Here is a 19,168-nt window from a genome sequence, read left to right as displayed (position 1 = left end):
GGAGTTTACTCCCCCGCTGTCAGCCGCTTCTTTTCGTTGGCGATGAGCCAGAGATTGCGGATATAGACGACGAGGCCAAGCCCCTGTCCGGCGATGAAGACAGGGTCCTTGCGCTGGATCGCATAGATCAGCAGCAAAGCGCCGCCGAACAGCGAGAAAAACCAGAAGGCGACTGGCATAACGCTACGCTTTGCCTTTTCGGATGCGAGCCACTGCACGACGAAGCGCATGGTGAAACAGGCCTGAGCGATAAAGCCCAGCACAATCCAGCCGTCCCACTGCGCCACGAAGACATCGTGCAGCCATTGCGAAAGGCTGTTGAAAATATCAGTCATGGCTGATCTCCCTCACGCGAGGAACGACCTTGCGGCGCTTCCGCAGCCACCAGACGCCATAAAGGTCCAGAATGCCGCGCATTCCACGGTCCAGAATGCCGTAATTGGATTTTCCATGGCGGCGTTCGCGGTCAACCACGTCCACATGCACCACGTCGTAGCCTTCACGCAACGCTAGCGCGGGAAGGTAGCGATGCCAGCCATCGAAGAAGGGCAGTTGCCGGAACAGGTCAGTGTGCAGCGCTTTCAGGCCGCAACCGGAATCGCGCGTCTTGTCCTTGAGGATCGCGCCGCGCAGATTGTTGGCAAAGCGTGACGAAAGCTGCTTGAGTTTCGTATCCGTGCGCTTGAGGCGCTGTCCGGCTGCAATGCCGTAATCCGGTCCGGCCTTGATCAGGGCGTCCGCCAGTACCGGAAGATAGGCGGGATTATTCTGCCCGTCGCCATCCATCGTCACGACGATGCCACCGCGCGCTGCGAAAACACCGGAGCGCACAGCGGCGCTCTGGCCCGACGAACGGTCATGGCGCAGATGACGCAGCGGCTTGCCCGCATGGATGCGGCCCGCGAGCACATCGCTGGTCGAGTCTGTCGAACCGTCGTCTACGACGATGACTTCGTATGCGCGGCCCTGCATGGCGGCATCGACTTCATCCAGCAGAAAGGCAAGATTGTCGGCTTCGTTGCGGCAGGGGATAACCACAGAAATCGTCGGTGTTTCCAAGCGGAGTTTTCCTTTATTCCTCGCGCTATCTGCTTAAGCCCGGTTTTCCTGCCCGGAAACCCGATAGCGCGCAAGGCGCGCTCCATAGCATTGATTGGATGGCAAAGCCAAGACGGTTCAAGTAATCGTGAGTTCTAGTGGATTGAATTTGACGTTCGAATCCCGATTGGCACATACGCTGTTTCAAACGTCAAATTCGAAAAATCCACTAGATACATATGTTTGCTGGTGGTCTTTTTGATTCCAACATTTGCTCGGCGCTTGAACCGAGGGATGCAAATGTTGGAATCAGACCACTATCCCGGATAATAGTTCGATTGATCGGTTGACTGCCGTTTTATCCGGACATTGGCGGAGACGGAAGGGCCCCGGCCAGCCAATCCAGAAAAATCTGCGTCACCTCATCCCGGTTGATCTCGTTGAGGCTTTCATGGCGGGTGCCAGGCAGGATCGTGCAATCGACACGCTGGAAGCCCATGTTCCGCATTCTCTCCGCCAGCCTGCGCACAGCGGCACCGTTTGCCGTTGCTGGATCTTCCGCGCCGCCAACGAGATTGAAGGGCAAGGACTTCGGAATGCCCGCGAAGTTGCGGTGTTCGGCGCCCCTGCGGATCATGCGGAAGATGTCGATCCAGAGCGCCACGCTCGCGTCGAAGCCGCAAAGTGGGTCAGCGATATAGGCATCGACCTCCGCTGCGTCGTGCGAGAGCCAATCGAATAGCGTCCGGTGACCCTGTATGGACCGACCCCAGGCGCGGAAGGTCATTTTCGGCAGAATGGCGCTCGGAACATCGGAGCCTTTGAGCATGCGCTCCATATAAAGGAGCGCGAGCGCGGCGGCGCTTTCCAGGCCACCGTCGAAATTGGCATTCCAGATCGCGGCTGCATCGACCGTATCGGCGTGGTCCAGCACATAGTTCAGCGCGATCAGCCCGCCCATGGAATGTCCGAAAAGCACGAGTGGCAAACCCGGATGGTTCTCGTGAATATGGCGGTTGAGCGAGCGCACATCCTCAATGGCCACAAGGTGGCCCTGCTTTTGCGCGAACATTCCTCTCGGTGCATGGGCGCCGATATTGGCGCCGTGCCCGCGATGATCGTGAATATAGACGTGATAGCCCGCCGAGGCGAGGGCGGACGCGAAGCGTTCGTATCGCGCCGAATGTTCGGCAAGGCCGTGACATATCTGGACGACTGCTCGCGGCTTCCCACCGCGGACGGTGCGGAACGGGAGTTCTGATTTGTCTGAAGCCGATAGATGATGAATGGTTTGGAACGTCATTTCGCCATCTGATTTTATGCCGTGCAAATAGTCAATCTCTCCCAATGCGGCGTCGCTTAAACAGGCATTGGACCGAGGGGTGAATGAATTTTAGGCAACAGCGTTTTTTGTGCAGATTCTGCTTGAAAAGCGCAAAAGCTTGGGCAAATCTAGCTTCTAAGACGGGTTTTTGAAGGGCAATCAACGGCGTCCAGAACGAGATTTTCACGGCATAACTTGCAGGCTGTCCGATGAAAGGGAGGAAACTTTCGCGGACAGTGGCCAGAGGGGAAACCGGGTGACGGAAATATCCGCGCCCGGTTTCATTATATATTTCCCCAGCAGATATGAGACGGGCGGTTTCGGCTGCTTCCGCTTCGCGGGTTGGCGTTTGCTTCCGGGGCATATTTGGCCTACATACGCCTCAGTGTCTGATCCAAAAGTCGCCATGCCTGGCTGCAAATGGTGATTTTCTGCGCTTCCGGTGCTCATGTACTTATGTACACTGCGCTCCGGTTCTCGAAAACCACCATTTTCGCCACGGCTTGACGCTTTTTGATTCAGACACTCAGCAATTTCCGCGCGGTTCGACACGATCGGCGACCCGCGCTTCTCAACCTGCGGAGACGACGCGCTTTATGGCACGCCAGTTCATTTATCACATGTCCGGCCTCAACAAGGCCTATGGCAACAAGAAGATTCTGGAGAATATTCATCTCTCCTTCTACCCTGACGCCAAGATCGGCATTCTCGGCCCGAACGGCGCCGGCAAGTCGACCGTGCTCAAGATCATGGCCGGCCTCGACAAGGAATATACCGGCGAGGCATGGCTCGCCGAAGGTGCTACCTGCGGTTATCTCCCGCAGGAACCGGAGCTCGATCCCTCAAAGGACGTGCTCGGCAATGTGATGGAAGGTGTCGCTGAGAAGAAGGCGATTATCGACCGTTACAACGAGTTGATGATGAACTATTCCGACGAAACGGCGGATGAGGGCGCAAAGCTCCAGGACATCATCGACAGCCAGAACCTCTGGGATCTGGAAAGTCAGGTGGAAATGGCGATGGAAGCGCTGCGCTGCCCGCCGGGCGATGCTGACGTCACCAAGCTCTCGGGCGGTGAAAAGCGCCGCGTGGCGCTTTGCAAGCTTCTGCTCTCGAAGCCCGACCTGCTGCTCCTCGACGAACCGACCAACCATCTAGACGCCGAAACGACCGCATGGCTTGAAAAGCACCTGCGCGAATATCCGGGCTCGGTGCTGATCATCACCCACGATCGCTACTTCCTCGACAATGTGACGGGTTGGATTCTCGAGCTCGACCGTGGTCGCGGCATTCCGTACGAAGGCAACTATTCCGCCTATCTGGAAGCCAAGGCGAAGCGCATGGCGCAGGAAGGCCGTGAAGAAGCCGCCCGTGAAAAGGCGCTGTCGCGTGAACGCGAGTGGATTTCGGCAAGCCCGAAGGCGCGTCAGGCCAAGTCCAAAGCGCGTATCAAGGCCTATGATGAACTGGTCAAGAGCGCGGAAGAGCGACGCCCCGGCGATGCGCAGATCATCATCCCGGTCGGCGAGCGTCTCGGTCAGGTGGTCATCGAGGTTGAGAACCTGTCGAAGGGCTTTGGCGACCGCCTGCTGATCGACGATCTGAGCTTCAAGCTTCCGGCTGGTGGCATTGTCGGCGTGATCGGCCCGAACGGTGCCGGTAAGTCGACGCTCTTCAAGATGCTGACGGGTCAGGAGCAGCCGGATAACGGTTCGGTTCGCATCGGCGACACGGTTCATCTGTCCTATGTCGACCAGAGCCGCGACGCGCTCGATGCCAACAAGACCGTCTGGGAAGAGATTTCCGGCGGCAATGACGTTATCAAGCTCGGCAAGTTCGAGATGAACTCCCGCGCTTATTGCGGTGCGTTCAACTTCAAGGGCGGCGATCAGCAGCAGAAGGTCGGCAATCTTTCGGGCGGACAGCGCAATCGCGTTCACCTCGCGAAGATGCTGAAGTCCGGCGGCAATGTCCTGCTCCTCGACGAACCGACCAACGATCTCGACACGGAAACGCTGGGCGCGCTTGAAGATGCGCTGGAAAACTTCGCTGGCTGCGCGGTTATCATCAGCCACGATCGTATGTTCCTCGACCGCTTGGCAACGCACATCCTCGCATTCGAAGGCGACAGCCATGTCGAATGGTTCGAAGGCAACTTCGAGGACTATGAGGCTGACAAGATCCGCCGTCTTGGACCGGATAGCGTCAACCCCAAGCGGGTCACTTACAAGCCGCTGACGCGGTAAGGTTCGAGATGTTCAGGTTCTGGCGGTCTGCAAATGGCGCGGTTCTGCGCTTCCGGTGCTCACATGCGCAAAGTACGCTCCGTTCCGGTTCTCGAACCTCACCATTTTCGCCTCGCCATACCCAGAACCTCAACGAACCTTTGGCGGTTTAAAGTTAAGGCCGGTGCATTGCACCGGCCTTTTCATTTGATGAAAGGAAACAGGATGAAAGACTGGTCTGCACAGCAATATCTGAAGTTTGAAGATGAACGCAGCCGCCCGGCGCGAGACCTTCTGGCGCGGATACCGATCGATGAGCCGCGCAAGGTCGTCGATATCGGCTGCGGACCGGGCAACTCGACGGAACTGCTGGCCGAACGCTGGCCGGACGCGGAAATTTCCGGCTTCGATACGTCTCCCGACATGATAGAGAAGGCTAAAGCCCGCTTGCCCAAGCTCACCTTCGCTGTTGGTGACGCAAGTCGCTTCGAACCGGATGCCGGGACGGATGTCCTTTTCTCCAATGCCGTTTTCCAGTGGATTCCCGATCACATAGCAGAGATGAAACGCCTGTTGTCGCGGCTTCGTCCGGGCGCGGTACTGGCTGTCCAGATGCCTGACAATATGAATGAGCCAACCCATGTCGGGATGCGCGATGTTGCCAGAACAGAAGCTTTTGCCGCGAAGATCGGCACCGAGGGGAGAGAGCCTCTGCCGCCGGTGACGGAATATTATAACGCGCTGGCCGGTCAGTCCGCCCGGATCGATATATGGCATACGATCTATAACCATCCTCTGGACGGCGTGGATGCAATCGTGGAATGGGTGAAGGGGACCGGACTGCGGCCGTTTCTCGATCCGCTCGACGAACAGGAGCAGGCCGATTACCTGAAGGCCTACAAGGCGAGGATTGCTCCGCATTATCCTGCGACGGTCGATGGAAAAGTCCTGCTGCGTTTTCCGCGTATTTTTCTGGTCGCTCAGAAAAAATAGCGTCTCAAAGATCGTTCTACACGGGGATTTGATCGACTACCCGTGTAGATGCCCCGTCCTATTTCGCAGTTATTTCAACTCGTTACATTGCCCCGGATCGCGCAGCGGTTCCGACGATGCCATTTAGCAATTTCTTATACTGGAATAGATTGCATGCAAACGATTTTGTTCCTATGGTCTGGCCGCTTCCTGAAGCCGCTCTAGATATGGAGTTCGTAGTCACAACGTCGTGATGCGTTTCATCCCGTTGCGATTTCGTTCAGGACGCCGGTTTCGATGCTCTTGCTCCGCTCATATTTTCGTCGGGAATGAATACCGAGACCGCCGGTTTGCCGTCTGTCATCGCAGACGATTCAGACGGCATGATTAGACCGGGAGGACATTTCAAATGCGAGGCTGCCTTTCGATTGAGATGCGGTTCGCGCTCTATGTTTGTGAAGTGAAACAATCGCCGATTTCAGTAACCCCGCATGGGATCGGCGGCTTGCAGGCTGCTTCATAACCGCCTGCTATCGGGAGTTTTCAGAATGAACAATGCAGAAATGCATGCTGACGCCAATGGCGAGATCGAAGGGACACATGATGCCCATGACACGCGCCGCCGCGTCTTTGCCATCGTGGCCAGCGCATCGGGCAATCTGGTGGAATGGTACGATTTCTACGTCTATTCCTTCGGTGCGCTTTACTTCGCATCGCAGTTTTTCCCCGCCGAAGACCAGACCAGCCAGCTATTGAATGCTGCTGCGATTTTCGCCGCTGGTTTCCTGATGCGTCCTATCGGGGGCTGGCTTTTTGGCCGCATTGCCGACAGGCTCGGACGCCGCACATCGATGCTGATTTCGGTCACGATGATGTGCCTTGGCTCCTTCGCTATCGCTATTCTGCCGACCTATGAGAGCATCGGCATTCTGGCGCCGTTCCTGCTGCTGATCGTGCGGCTCTTGCAGGGGCTTTCCGTCGGTGGCGAATACGGCACCACCGCTACCTATATGAGCGAGGTGGCGCTTGCCGGTCGCCGTGGCTTCTTTTCCTCGTTCCAGTATGTCACGCTGATCGGCGGGCAATTGCTTGCGGTTCTCGTGATCGTGGTGCTGCAATTTTTCCTGACATCGGATGAGCTTCATGCCTGGGGCTGGCGCATTCCATTCGCCATTGGCGGTGTTGCAGCCATCGTGGCGCTTTTCCTGCGCCGGACCCTTCACGAGACCTCGACGGAAGAAACCCGCGGCAACAAGGCGGCGGGCAGCTTCGCCAATATCTGGAAGAACCATCGCAAGGCTTTCCTCGTCGTCGTCGGCTTCACCGCCGGCGGTTCGCTCGCCTTCTATACTTTCACCACCTATATGCAGAAATATCTGGTCAATACCGCCGGCATGAGCAAGGAAACGGCCAGCGAAACCATGACCTTCGTGCTGCTGGTCTACATGCTTATGCAACCGCTCTTCGGCGCTTTGTCCGACAAGATCGGACGCAAGACGATGATGATCGGCTTTGGCGGCATTTCGATCCTGACCACCATTCCGCTCCTGACGCTGATCGGTTCGGTGCAGAGCCCGGTCTGGGCATTCATCTATATCGTGATCGCGCTCGCGATTGTCAGCATGTACACCTCCATCAGCGGCATCGTGAAGGCAGAGCTGTTTCCAGCGGAAGTGCGGGCGCTTGGCGTGGGCTTTTCCTATGCGATTGCCAACGCGATTTTTGGCGGCACGGCTGAATATGTGGCGCTGTGGTTCAAGCAGCAGGGCATGGAAAGCGGCTTCTTCTGGTACGTGACCGTGCTGATGGTAGTCGTCTTCGCCGTCAGTATCCTGATGCCGAACCCGCGCAAGCACGGCTATCTGCAAGGGCATGGCTCGGTCGACTGATATTCGCGATGCTGGAATGTTTCGGGCCCGGATCGATACGATTCCGGGCCCGAATGCATTCAGTGGCCTTGCATCCCGCGATGCGCTATCATTGAGTTATTTGGGGGTAATTTCATGAAATATTTTTCGAGATTAATGCATTGCAAGCAAAACCGTGAAGCGTCTGCGCCGAAAGACAACGATATAGAGCGTCCATTCGCGCTCCCGTTAGCTGGAGCAGCTTTGTCCATATTTCTGCTGACTTTTCCAGCCCATGCGGTGCTCGCGCCGAATGTCGAGGAGGGCCGTGAACTTGCCTCAGTGACCGAGGCGGTAGGAAAGCGCTTTCCCGGCCAGCCCATCAAGAGCATCACCCGGCAGGATTTCGGGTCCTACAACGTCCTGGTCGGGACATGCAGGTTGAAGGCCAGAATCGTCACCCAGCCGACGCCGCAGGGCCTTGTCGGGCCGCGACAATATACGGTGCGGCTGACCCGCCCCAAATGTGCGGCAAAGCAGTAATCCCAACCGATCAGGGTCGATCTTTTCGCGCGCTACATCTGCACTGCTTCGTCGTCCTCCGGCGAGACGAGCCGTGTGGCGCGCCATTCCGTAAGTTTGGCGTTGATCGCGTCCAAAACGAAGAAACGCGCCGAATCCTTGTCATAGCCTTCGTCCCGCAACGCATCGTAGTCGGTGTGGGAATGGCGCACATGCGCAACGGTCGCAAGCCACACGGCGGTGGAGGGTGGCAGTGTCTTCATATGCGGCGCAAGTGCCGCAGCGCGAATGGGCTCGGAGTCTGAAAAGGGGACAGCCGGAAGCAGAAGCGTCAGCGATTTGGCGATTGCCTTCTGGCGATTGGTGCCTGCACTCATTCCGTCTCCCTTCCTTGTTTGCGCCCTTTGGCAAGTGCTGTCGGGGCGCGCCATCATGAATCCCTTATACCAAGCTGTTAAAGATGCGAATGCACCACACCTTGAAAAGTTCAACCAACACTTCGGCTTAATCGGGCTTTGGTCAATCAGGCCCGTCGAGGCCGGATATTGCCTCAACCCTTCTGCATGAAAAGTCCTTGCACCAAAATTGTTTTCGATATAAACATATCTTTATGTCTTTTATTCAATCCGAGAGCAAAGCGATGAGCGGTTTGCAATTGCAACTCGATCAGATGGTGGATGTGTTGAAAGCGGTGGCTGAGCCAAGCCGTTTGCGCATTCTGGCGCTTTTGGCGCGGGGGGACCTCACCGTCTCGGACCTCACGACAATATTGGGGCAATCCCAGCCGCGTGTTTCGCGTCATCTGAAGCTGCTTGGGGAAGCTGATCTCATCGAGCGTTATCAGGAAGGCGCATGGGCCTATTTCCGTCTTGCCGACAATGCGATCAGCGGCGATCTCGCGCGCGGGCTTCTGGCGCGTCTCGACAGCGCCGATGCGCTGGTCGAGCGCGACATGGAACGGCTCTCGCAGGTAAAGTCCAGCCGTCAGGAAAAGGCAGCCGCCTATTTCAGTGCCAATGCCGGCAGCTGGGATCAGATACGCAAGCTGCATGTTTCCGAGGACGCGGTCGAGGTCGCGCTCAAGAAGATTGTCGGGGACAAGCCGTTTCAGTCCATGCTGGACGTCGGCACCGGCACGGGCCGGTTGCTGGAGCTTTTTGCGCCGCTTTACCTTCGCGGCGTCGGTATCGACATCAATCGCGACATGCTTGCCGTGGCGCGTGCCAATCTCGATCTGGCGGCAATTGGTAATGCGCAGGTTCGCCAGGGCGATGTCTACGCGCTTCCCGTGGAGCGCGAGAGTTTCGATCTGGTGACCATTCATCAGGTTTTGCACTTTCTTGACGACCCGCTGGCTGCGATCAGGGAGGGCGCGCGGGCGCTGCGCCCCAACGGGCGGTTGCTGATCGTCGATTTTGCACCGCACAGGCTCGAGTTCCTGCGCGAGGACCATGCACATTTGCGGCTCGGCTTCAGTGACGAGCAGATGCTGGGCTGGATGAAGGATGCCGGTCTTGAGCCGGAAAAGACGCTGGAACTGGAACCGAAGGCGGCCAACGGAGATGAGGGGCTGACAGTGAAGCTGTGGCTCGCCCGCGATCCGCGTCTTCTGATCGCCGACCCGGTATCGAAAACGATAGAGCGCGTTTCGGCTTGATGACGTTAGACGGAAACACGTTCTAAATATTTGTATTCATGGCATTTATGCGACGCCAGATGTTCCATCTGGCTGCAGAATGCTCCGAGCATGACGGAGACAGTTTGATGGGTTTTTACGGTCTTTCCCGCCGACCGGACGTTGGCCAGACCACCCGGGTATCGTTCGAATTCTTCCCTCCCAAGACGGAAGAAATGGAACAGCGTCTCTGGGATACGGTCACGCGGCTTGCCCCGTTGCAGCCCGAATTCGTTTCGGTGACCTATGGCGCCGGTGGGTCCACGCGAGAGCGCACGGCGCGCACCGTAGCGCGCATTCTCAAGGAAACCGACATCAAGCCCGCCGCGCATCTGACCTGCGTGGACGCGACGCGTGAGGAAGTCGACCGCGTGGTGCGCGAATTCGCAGCGCTTGGCGTCAATCGTTTCGTGGCGCTGCGCGGCGATCCCGCGGCGGGTATAGGCGAAAAATATGTGCCAACGCCCGGCGGCTACCAGAACGGTGCCGAACTGGTTTCGGGCCTCCGCAATATCGCAGATTTCGACATTTCTGTCTCCGCCTATCCGGAAAAACATCCGGAAAGCCCGGATTTCGCGACCGATATCGATATGCTGAAGCGTAAAGTGGATAATGGCGCGACGCGCGCCATCACTCAGTTCTTCTTCGAGAACGATCTTTACGAGCGTTATGTCGAGCGGGTGCGCCGCGCCGGCATCTATATTCCGATCGTTCCCGGCGTGTTGCCGGTGCATAATTTCAAGCAGGTCAAGAATTTCTGCGCGCGATCGGCAACACATATTCCAAGCTGGCTGGCGGAGCGTTTCGACGGGTTGGACAACGATCCGCAGACACATCAGCTCGTCGCAGCGGCAATTGCCGCCGAACAGGTGATGGATCTGATCGAACGCGGCGTGCAGGATTTCCATTTCTACACGATGAATCGCGCCGATCTGCCCTTTGCGATCTGCCATATGATCGGCATAAGGCCGAAGGCGGAAGCAGCGCTGGAAATGGCCTGAAACAAAAGAAAGCCCGGCGTTTTTGCCGGGCTTTCTCGTTTTCGTGCGGGTCGGCCTATCCTCAAAAACCGAAGCCGCCGTAATGGTTTAGGCTATTTCCCTTAGAGCATTTCCTGTTTAAACTGAATCGTCGGAAATGCTCTCGATTTGTTTTTACGCATGTCTTTATCCCGAAACCGGTTCCCACTTTCGGGAGACATGCTCTAAGGGATGACGCCTGCTATCAACGCTGCAACAAATGCAAATGCCGCACAGATCATGAGGACATTCAAAGATCGCGTAAGTCCCATTGGTCTGTCTCCTTCATATGCGCCCGACTGGTCGGACGCGCGCTGGTAGGAAACAGGAATCTAAGCGCAAAACGCTTCGAACAAAAGAAGATTTCGTTCTGCAATCTGCCGTGATAGGGGAATAAACCTATTGTTTACCCTCTAAACTATTGAAATATTTGACCAGAAAAATTTGTTCACATTTCATGAAAAAGACATCGAACTGCCACGTTTGGTGCTGTTTTCGCCGCAGTTGCCACAGGTTTTTCGGCATGTTTTTTGCGAGTTTCAGCGAATTAGCGCCAGATATGCCGACAAGGTGAGGATAGATATCACGGTCGAATAGAGGATGACGTTGGAGGTTATCGCCGCTTCGCGACGATAATGTTCGGCCAGCATGAAGGGGCCGGTGCCAGTCGGCAACGCTGCAAGAAGCGCGGCGCTTTGCGCGAGCAGCGGCGGCAGCCCGAACACATAGACCGCCAGCAGCCAGGTGGCGAGCGGCTGAACGATGAGTTTTACGGTCACGAGAAAGGCGATGGCATTGACGCTTTCGCGTTCGATCTTGCGCGGCTGGGCGAGGAACAGGCCAAGCGCCACCAGCGCGCAAGGGGACGCTGCACCACCGAGCATCTTGAGAAAGGTTTCCGCAGGGGCCGGGATGGTGAGACCCAGAAAGGACACGACCGCGCCAAGTGCCGGAGCGAAAAGCAGCGGATTGCGGATCAGCGACCACACGACCTTCCAGATGAGACAGAGCGGCTTTTTCTCGGTCTGCAAGCCGATTTCGATCAGCACGATCGCAAAAGCAAAAGTAACGCAGACGGTGATGATGATCGAAATGGTGGTCGCAGCCAAGACCCCCGAGCCGAAAGCGATCATCGAAAGCGGGATGCCCATATAACCGGTATTGGGATAGGCGGCGTTCAGGCCGTCAAGCGCAGTATCCGCCAGCGGCAGTTTTCCGCGCAGCCGCACCAGAAATGGCAATGCGAAAGCAATTGCACTCGAAAGCAGAAACACTGCAATGAAGCCCGGCTGCCACAGTTCGCTGCCATGGGTGTTGGCCATGATGTCGAAGAGCAGGGCAGGCAGTGCAAGATAGACGACGAAACGGTTCAGCTCCGCTATTGCATGCGGCCCAAGAATTTTCAGCCTGAAGGCACCCCAGCCGGAGAAAATCAGCGCGAAAACGGGAAGGACGACGAATAGCGTGGTGAGCATGGGGCGCATTTCAGTTCAGGAAAGGAAAAGGCGCGGGCTTTGAAACCCGCGCCTTGTCGAATATCAGAGCTTGTCGAGAAGCTCCTTTGTCGGCCAGGAATCGGCAGGCATTCCAAGGCGCATCTGTTCGGCGCGCACGGCATCGCGGGTAGCGACGCCGAAAACGCCGTCGATCTTGCCCATTTCATAGCCACGCGCCTGCAGCTTGGTCTGGAGTTCCTTCAACTGGTCTTGCGTCAAGCCCTGATCGGGATTGCCGGGATCGAAGGCGGGCGCACCGGCCAGACGGGTCGCAAAATAAGCTGCCGTGGTGGCATAGACGATGGACTTGTTCCATTCCACGAAGACGTCGAAGTTCGGATAGGACAGGAAAGCCGGTCCCTTGCGGCCAAGCGGCAGCAGAAGCGACGCATCGCCATCGTCCGGGCCGAGCGGACCATTGAGACCCGTTACACCCTGTGCAGCCCACCAGGAATGCGGCTTGCGATTGGTGCGGATCGCTTCTTCCCAAGGCAGGTCCTTGGTCAGGCGAACTTCCTCTAGCCAGGGCTGGCCGCGTTTCCAGCCAAGTTCCGAAATCATGCGGCCCGCTGTCATCATGGCATCGGGAACGCTGTTCTTCAGGTCGACCTTGCCGTCGCCATCGCCATCGACGCCCCGTTCAAGATAATCCTTCGGCAGAAGCTGCATCATGCCGATCTCGCCGGCCCATGCGCCGGTGGTCGCCGCATCGACAACACCCTGATCGAAAAGCTTGAGGAGTGCGATCAATTGCGGGCGGAACAGGTCCGGTCGGCGACAGTCGTAGGAAAGGGTGACAAGCGCATTCAGCGTGTCGAAATCGCCCTGGATCGCGCCGTAATCGGTTTCCAGACCCCAGAAGGCGGCGAGGACAGGGCCGGGGACGCCATAGGTATCTTCAACCTTCTTGAAGACATCGGCATGTTTGACCAGGTTTTCACGGCCTTTCTTCAGGCGCGCTTCCGAGATGAGGCGCTTGGAAAATTCGGTGAAGGTCAGGTTGAAAACGGTCTGCTTGCGGTCGCGGTCGAGCACCTTCTGCTCAAGCATGGCCTTGTGCAGCTCGGCGATGCCCTTTTCACCAACACCGGCGTCGCGGGCTTCCTTGGTCAGATTGTCCATCCACTGGCCGAAGTCGATCTCGCATTCGGGCTTTGGAAGACTGACGGCGTTTTCAGCTGGCGCGGCAGCAGGCGCCGGAGATGCGGTGGCCTGTGCATTGGACATGGCTGTCGACGCAAGCAAGGCGGCTGCGATAACTGAAGCAAACAACTTCATTGGTAACTCACACTAATAAACCGGGAGCAGGCAGCTCCCTTCCGAGGATTGTTTTGCTATTGCCCCAACAAGCCCCGGAAATGAAGCAAAACTTGGTGTGAACCGCCAAACCGGGCCGTGTTAGCGGACCTTGTTGCTTTCCAGCCACTTTTTCCACGAATTGGCGTCACCTGCGAAGACGTTGATGTCGGCGTCGCCCTTGATGCCGGGAATGGAGCCAGTGCCGGTATATTGCCAGAACGTCCACGGATGGGGACCGTATTTCTCGTCGGGATGACCGGCAACGGAGCGCAACCAGAACGGATAATCCGCCATCTGCCGCAGATCGTTGTCATCGAAGAAATCGACCGTGGTGTAGATGATGGGGCGCTTGCCGTAATGCTTTTCCAGCGCTTGCAGGAAGATGCGCATCTCCTTGCGCACGACCGCCGCGTTGGGGCGCAGCTTGCAGGTTGGCGATTGCGGGTTCCATTCCATATCGAGAACGGGCGGAAGGGCGCCCGGGTCACGCGGCACATTCTGGATATACCAGCGCGCCTGTTCGATTGCCGGACGGCAGAAATAGTAGAAGTGATAGGCGCTCCGCGCAATGCCCGCCTGACGAGCGCCGTTCCAGTGTTCCTGAAAGCGGTCATCGACCCGGTCGCCGCCTTCCGTCGCCTTGATGAAGGCGAAGGAAATGCCGCTGGCGCGCGCAGCACTCCAGTCGATATTGGTCTGATATTTGGAAACATCGGTGCCATGAATTGGATAATGCCATGGCGTTTTCCCCGTCCAGCTGTGCGGATCGCGGTCGCCAAAGCGTGGCGCTTTCACAGGGCCGGATGGCGGTGCGATGCGGGCCACTGAACCACCTGATTTCTTTACATCGGAAAAATCGTAATCCACCGTGGTGCAGGCGGAGAGAAGTAAAGCGCCGAGGGCGAGAATGCTGCAGCTGGCCAGACGGTTCATATAGTGGTTCCGTGTCGCGAATCAGTCCCCTAACGGTTACGCGATCCAGAGGCGAACGTCACCAGTCTGACGGGCAAGTTTGCTGCTAATCTGTGGGGGTGAACGGCGCGGCTGAACGAATAACCGCTATCCAGGCAAAACCGCGATACAGAATGCGCTTTTCAACGGCGGCACTGTTTTCCTGCGCGAGCTGTTCGCAAACTGCAAACAGGTCGCTGCGCGGTGTGACATGAAACCATTCCAGCCATTGGAAAAGCGCTTTTCCAAACCAGCGGGGCAGGCGGGCCTGATCGCCGAAATCGACGATATGCAATTCGCCGCCCGGACTGAGGTGCCGGATGCTTTCCCGAATGACCGACTGCCATTGCGGGATCATCGACACTGCATAGGAAATGAAAATCCGGTCGAAGCCCTTCTGCCCGAACAGTCGCTCCGGATCGAATTGCGCTGCATCGGCACGGTCAAGGCGGACACGGTCTTCAATACCTGCGCGTTCAGCCGCCCGGCGGGCCGTATCCAGCATTTCCGCGGAAATATCGATGCCGAAGAGCTGGGCGTCGGGATAGTGTTCGGCGGTTTTCACCAGATTGCGGCCTGTGCCGCAGCCGATCTCCAGAACTGTGCCGTTCCGGGGAACGTTCAGCCCTGCAATCATGGGGTCGCGACCCAGAAGATAGTATTTGCGGGTTGCATCGTAGAAGTGCCGCTGGCGGCGGTACACCCGGTCCATGAGGCCCGCGTGGTCGATACCCTGAACGCTCCATGGGCTGCGCAACATGTCAGGCATCCTTCAAGACATAAAGATGGAAACCGCCATAGATCGAGGACCGGTCGCGATCATGAAGGGCGCGTGATTCCTCGGCGCGATAATCCCATCGGTCGAGAATTTCCGGCGCGACACGTCCGGGAAGCAGACTCGGTTCGGCGGCGGTGCGGAAAATCACCCGCGCCCCGGGCGCGGCGGTGCGGGTGATCTCGCTCCAGACCCCGTTGAGCTGGCTGTCATTCATCCAGTCCTGCGCGTCGAGAAGGATATAGCGATCGACGGAAGCCGCAGGCTTTGCTGCCAGAAAGTCGGTATAATTGGCGTTCTGGACCGTCATTCGGTCAGCGCGGGCGCGCACCGTTTCGAAATTGGCGCGGGACAGATAGGGCGGCAGCGGCCCCGTTTCCTCGTCGCCGCTATAGCCACGTCCGAAAGCCTGCCAGGCGAAATAGTTTTCGGTCAGCGGAAAGCCGCAGGCAAGTTTTTCCAGGCGGCTTCGCAGGACAAGCGCCATGTCGCCATTCCCAGCGGTGGCGAGGGCGTCATATTGCTGCGGCGGTATGCCAAGCCCGAACAGGGACGATTTGCGGGCTGTTGCCCAGCGCACCATGCGTTTTTCAAAAAGCGGCGCCAGAGCCGTGTCGAAGAAGCTGCGCTGTTCTTCCATCGTGCGCGCCTTCAAGATGTCGCGCGGATCGATACCATAGAGCCGCGCCACGCGATGCCCCATGCCGATGAAGACGCCGAGCAGGCCGTGGCGATAGAGATCGCGCCAGAAAATGGAAATGCGCTGGCGGCCGTTCCACTTGCGCTTTTCCCAATAGGCGCGGCTCTCGCTGTCGAGGTGCGGGCGGATGAAGCGCTTGTAGGCGGCGAGGTTGGTCTTGTCGTGGGCCTTGCCATAGAAGCGGTAGAAGGCCTGATAATCGGGCAGATGCTTCAGTGCCGCCAGCTTCAGCCGGTTGAAGGCGACATGGGCTTCGTTGAGGTCGACGGCTTCGATGCGGGCCGGATCGGCGGTCAGATAGGAAAGCGCGTTACAGCCGCCCGATGCGATCGTGACGATGCGGTGACCCGGCTTGATGGCGAGCGCCGCCATATCGACTTCCGGGTCCTCCCATATCTGCGGATAGACCAGTCCCTTGAACAGCCAGGCGAACAACCTTTCGGAAAAGCCGGCCCGCGAGAGTGCGTTGTTTTGTGTCACAGCACGTTTGAGAATTGTGCCGCCTGCTGCACTGTCAGTCATCAAAAGTTCCCCTAAACACGAAACCCGACTTCGATTTTGCGAAGTTAAACACCGTCCAATGACAGGGACGTGACGAAAAAATTGCGGGCTTATAACGAGGAAAAAGCGGCTACAGCTCTGTAATACTGTCGCTTTATTACGTTCAGTAAGACTATTTGAGAGAACTTTTTCGCGCTGTTGTCGTTTTTTCGTGTGAGAGTTTCAAGTCGACAGGACCTCTGTGTCGATGAACGACCGCAAAGTTGACTGGCCGGCAAATCGGCCACGCACGGAGAAACAGAGAGGCGTTTGGCAATCTTGCCATTTGATGCCTGAAACCAGGCCAAGAGCCTAACTTAGGAAGGAGAGCCTACGTGAAGAAGTTTCTGATTGCTTCCGTCGCCGCCGTATCACTTCTCGGTCTTGCTGCTTGCAACGACAAGAAGGACGACACGAATACCGCACCGGCACCATCCACGCCGGCAGCGCCTTCAAACAATGACACGACGCCAGCGCCGACTACACCAGCACCGTCCACACCGGCCCCATCGACGCCGGGCACGGGGACGGCACCGTCCAACTAAGTTGGTGATGAGTGCTTTTGCGAGCGGATGGCGATCCGGTTTCGGGTCGCCATCCGTGCATGACGGCTTTGGCCGGCAGTTTTGGGTTTGATATGGACGTTAAAGCAAGCACAGCGGGAAAACACGGGCATTCTGTGTTTTCCGTGTTTCAACGCAGGCTGCGTTCGGTTATGGCTTTCGTCATGAACCGTAACTTTCTGTTTTTTATCTCTGCGATCGTTCTCGTTGCGCTTGCTGCCTGCGGGAAGGGCGATGACGAGACCGCTGCCACGACCAATGGTGGCGAAAAGGGCGCTGCCGCCATATCGCAACCTGCCAAACCGGCAGAAAGCACGGGCACTGAAAAAGGTCCTGATCTGGTCAAATCGCTTCGCGAGAGTTCAGGCGTCGTAACCCCGGAAGAAAAAGCCGCCGCCATTGAACGGGCGCGCGCAAATGCGGTCGCTGCCGCCCAGTCCGTAGGTCAGACGGATGAGCAGGCACAAGCGGCAGGAGAGGCTGCGGCTGCTGTCGCGCAGCGCTCTTTCAACGACCGCCAACCCCAGCAATAATGTAAGCCTTCGGCTCGATATTCTTTCTAAATATTTGTTTTTTCGACTTTCGCCCGCGTGGGCGGTTTTCAGCCCGTCCGGAATTCTATAGAAAAGTCTCATGTCGATTTGGGTCCGCATTGGTGAATTCGTCACATCGGTGGCGTCGAATGCCATTACTGGCGTTATCGAAGCCGTGCGCACCGTTTTTGAAGGCGATGCCGACACGCGCCGCCGGGTGGCTTTCTCCATCGCGATGATCGCGCTCTCCGCCAAGATGGCCAAGGCCGACGGGGTTGTCACCCAGGATGAAATCCGCGCCTTTCAGGACATATTTGCCGTGCCGAAGGAAGAAACGGCGCATGTCGCGCGGCTCTACGATCTCGCCAAGCAGGATGTCGCGGGTTATGAGACCTATGCGCGTCAGCTTGCCGGATTGTGCAGCGAGGGACAGACCGACTGTCATCTGCTGGAAGACATCCTCGATGGGCTTTTCCATATCGCCACCGCCGATGGCTATGTGCACGAAAAGGAAATGGCCTTTCTTGCAAGCGTTGCGGATATTTTCGGCTACGATGAGGTGGCCTTCGACCGCATTGCGGTCCGGCATGTCCAGCGCGGGGCTGACGATCCCTACGCCATTCTGGGACTGGAGCGCGGCGTTTCCTTCGATTTGGCCCGCAAGCGCTATCGCTCGCTGGTCAAGGAGCATCATCCTGACCGGCTGGTGGCGGAGGGCTTGCCGCTCGAATTCATAACCATTGCCAACAGGCGGCTTGCGGCGATAAACGCCGCCTGGGCAAGTATTGAGAAGAATCTGGAGGCTGCATGAGCAGCGCGTGCGAAACAGAGAGCGGATTGTTGGAGGAGCTGGCGCTTGTCCGGCCTGATTTCGCCGGGGCAACGCTTGACCCGTCTCCCAATTTCGGTCCGCGCCGCGACGGCAAGGTGCCTGCCTTTCTCATTCTCCATTATACGGGTCTGGCGACCGCCGAAGAGGCGGTGCAAGTCCTGAAGTCGCCGGACATGGAAGTTTCCGCACATTATCTCGTCCATGAAGACGGACAGATCGTGCAGATGGTCAGCGAAAAAGCGCGCGCCTGGCATGCGGGCAAGAGCTTCTGGAAGGGCGAAACGGATATCAACTCGGCTTCCATCGGCATTGAGATCGTCAATCCAGGCAATCTGGAAGACTATCCGCCCTTCAAGGACGCGCAGATCGAGGCCGTCATCCGCCTCTGCCGCGACATATGTGAGCGCCATGCGATCAAGCCGGAGAACGTCCTGGCTCATTCGGACATCGCCCCGGCGCGCAAGACCGATCCCGGCCACAACTTTCCGTGGAAGCGGCTCCATGAGGCAGGTATCGGCCATTATATCGAGCCGACGCCGATCCGCGGCGGGCGGTTTCTGGCACGTGGCGAAAACGGCCAGCCGGTCGAAGCGTTGCAGTCCATGCTGGCACTTTACGGCTACGGAATTGCCATCACAGGTGTCTTCGATGAGGACACGGAGACTGTGATCAATGCCTTCCAGCGCCATTTTCGGCCACAGAATGTGGACGGCGTGGCCGATGTTTCTACCATAGATACCCTCTACAGGCTGATTTTTTCCCTGCAGAATGTTACCGCCTGACGCGGCGCGGGCGGCCAGGTCCTCTATGGGGCCGTATTTCGTATTTCTGTAATGTTTTCATAAAAATAGATCAAT

The 19,168-nt window shown here is 57.4% G+C and carries 18 protein-coding genes and 1 pseudogene; 10 read left to right on the top strand and 9 right to left on the bottom strand.

Annotated elements, in window-relative coordinates:
- Positions 1 to 5: 5 nt before the first annotated feature.
- The 3 genes from J9800_RS08870 to J9800_RS08860 form a co-directional block, all read right to left on the bottom strand.
- Positions 6 to 335 carry a lipid-A-disaccharide synthase N-terminal domain-containing protein gene (locus tag J9800_RS08870; RefSeq protein ID WP_112585884.1) on the bottom strand — a complete coding sequence of 110 codons (330 nt, stop codon included), beginning with the start codon at positions 333 to 335 and terminating at the stop codon, positions 6 to 8.
- Entirely contained in the window at positions 328 to 1,059 is a 732-nt protein-coding gene (locus J9800_RS08865; protein WP_114216838.1) for a glycosyltransferase family 2 protein, read from the bottom strand. The genes J9800_RS08870 and J9800_RS08865 overlap by 8 nt, the downstream gene beginning before the upstream one ends.
- A gap of 337 nt (positions 1,060 to 1,396) precedes the next feature.
- The gene (locus J9800_RS08860; protein WP_114216853.1) at positions 1,397 to 2,341 is read right to left on the bottom strand and encodes an alpha/beta fold hydrolase; all 945 of its coding nucleotides are present in this window, start codon (positions 2,339 to 2,341) and stop codon (positions 1,397 to 1,399) included.
- Positions 2,342 to 2,958: 617 nt separating this feature from the next.
- On the opposite strand from J9800_RS08860, the gene ettA reads away from it, so the two are divergent.
- The 4 genes from ettA (at position 2,959) to J9800_RS08840 (ending at position 7,949) form a co-directional block, all read left to right on the top strand.
- Positions 2,959 to 4,608 (top strand): energy-dependent translational throttle protein EttA, encoded by a 1,650-nt coding sequence (gene ettA, locus J9800_RS08855; protein ID WP_112585893.1) that lies wholly within the window; start codon positions 2,959 to 2,961, stop codon positions 4,606 to 4,608.
- Between the two features lie 204 nt (positions 4,609 to 4,812).
- Positions 4,813 to 5,580 carry a trans-aconitate 2-methyltransferase gene (gene tam / locus J9800_RS08850; RefSeq protein ID WP_114216837.1) on the top strand — a complete coding sequence of 256 codons (768 nt, stop codon included), beginning with the start codon at positions 4,813 to 4,815 and terminating at the stop codon, positions 5,578 to 5,580.
- Between the two features lie 527 nt (positions 5,581 to 6,107).
- Positions 6,108 to 7,448, top strand: a complete 1,341-nt coding sequence (locus J9800_RS08845) for an MFS family transporter (protein ID WP_114216836.1) — start codon at positions 6,108 to 6,110, stop codon at positions 7,446 to 7,448.
- A gap of 222 nt (positions 7,449 to 7,670) precedes the next feature.
- Positions 7,671 to 7,949: a hypothetical protein gene (locus J9800_RS08840; protein ID WP_286167627.1), complete on the top strand. Its 279-nt coding sequence runs from the start codon at positions 7,671 to 7,673 to the stop codon at positions 7,947 to 7,949.
- Positions 7,950 to 7,981: 32 nt separating this feature from the next.
- Here the strand turns inward: J9800_RS08840 and J9800_RS08835 are convergent, their stop codons facing one another.
- Positions 7,982 to 8,305 (bottom strand): DUF2293 domain-containing protein, encoded by a 324-nt coding sequence (locus J9800_RS08835; RefSeq protein WP_114216834.1) that lies wholly within the window; start codon positions 8,303 to 8,305, stop codon positions 7,982 to 7,984.
- A gap of 263 nt (positions 8,306 to 8,568) precedes the next feature.
- On the opposite strand from J9800_RS08835, the gene J9800_RS08830 reads away from it, so the two are divergent.
- A complete protein-coding gene (locus tag J9800_RS08830) occupies positions 8,569 to 9,585 on the top strand; it encodes an ArsR/SmtB family transcription factor (RefSeq protein ID WP_114216833.1) in 1,017 nt (338 codons plus the stop codon).
- A gap of 107 nt (positions 9,586 to 9,692) precedes the next feature.
- The gene (metF, locus tag J9800_RS08825) at positions 9,693 to 10,604 is read left to right on the top strand and encodes a methylenetetrahydrofolate reductase [NAD(P)H] (RefSeq protein WP_114216852.1); all 912 of its coding nucleotides are present in this window, start codon (positions 9,693 to 9,695) and stop codon (positions 10,602 to 10,604) included.
- A 557-nt stretch (positions 10,605 to 11,161) separates the two neighbouring features.
- Here metF and J9800_RS08820 read toward each other — a convergent pair.
- The 5 genes from J9800_RS08820 to J9800_RS08800 form a co-directional block, all read right to left on the bottom strand.
- The gene (locus J9800_RS08820; protein WP_114216832.1) at positions 11,162 to 12,097 is read right to left on the bottom strand and encodes an AEC family transporter; all 936 of its coding nucleotides are present in this window, start codon (positions 12,095 to 12,097) and stop codon (positions 11,162 to 11,164) included.
- A gap of 63 nt (positions 12,098 to 12,160) precedes the next feature.
- Positions 12,161 to 13,396, bottom strand: coding sequence for a lytic murein transglycosylase (locus J9800_RS08815; RefSeq protein ID WP_112585909.1), 1,236 nt, complete (start codon positions 13,394 to 13,396; stop codon positions 12,161 to 12,163).
- Between the two features lie 120 nt (positions 13,397 to 13,516).
- Complete coding sequence (locus J9800_RS08810; RefSeq protein WP_114216831.1) at positions 13,517 to 14,350, bottom strand: glycoside hydrolase family 25 protein; 834 nt, start codon at positions 14,348 to 14,350, stop codon at positions 13,517 to 13,519.
- A gap of 85 nt (positions 14,351 to 14,435) precedes the next feature.
- Positions 14,436 to 15,128 (bottom strand): class I SAM-dependent methyltransferase, encoded by a 693-nt coding sequence (locus J9800_RS08805; RefSeq protein WP_114216830.1) that lies wholly within the window; start codon positions 15,126 to 15,128, stop codon positions 14,436 to 14,438.
- Between the two features lies 1 nt (position 15,129).
- Entirely contained in the window at positions 15,130 to 16,365 is a 1,236-nt protein-coding gene (locus J9800_RS08800; protein WP_114216829.1) for a BtaA family protein, read from the bottom strand.
- A 353-nt stretch (positions 16,366 to 16,718) separates the two neighbouring features.
- On the opposite strand from J9800_RS08800, the gene J9800_RS08795 reads away from it, so the two are divergent.
- The 4 genes and pseudogenes from J9800_RS08795 to J9800_RS08780 all read left to right on the top strand — a co-directional run bounded on the left by J9800_RS08795 (position 16,719) and on the right by J9800_RS08780 (position 19,093).
- On the top strand, positions 16,719 to 16,928 hold the full coding sequence (locus J9800_RS08795; protein WP_114216828.1) for a hypothetical protein: 210 nt from the start codon (positions 16,719 to 16,721) through the stop codon (positions 16,926 to 16,928).
- A 132-nt stretch (positions 16,929 to 17,060) separates the two neighbouring features.
- A pseudogene (locus J9800_RS08790) lies at positions 17,061 to 17,479 on the top strand (hypothetical protein).
- 100 nt (positions 17,480 to 17,579) lie between these two features.
- Positions 17,580 to 18,290, top strand: coding sequence for a J domain-containing protein (locus J9800_RS08785; RefSeq protein ID WP_114216827.1), 711 nt, complete (start codon positions 17,580 to 17,582; stop codon positions 18,288 to 18,290).
- Entirely contained in the window at positions 18,287 to 19,093 is an 807-nt protein-coding gene (locus tag J9800_RS08780; protein WP_114216826.1) for an N-acetylmuramoyl-L-alanine amidase, read from the top strand. Before J9800_RS08785 ends, J9800_RS08780 begins: the two co-directional genes overlap by 4 nt.
- The last annotated feature ends 75 nt before the right edge of the window (positions 19,094 to 19,168 follow it).

This window comes from Ochrobactrum sp. AP1BH01-1, assembly GCF_018066705.1.
GTDB lineage: Bacteria > Pseudomonadota > Alphaproteobacteria > Rhizobiales > Rhizobiaceae > Brucella.
This window is presented reverse-complemented; position numbering and strand designations above follow the sequence as displayed.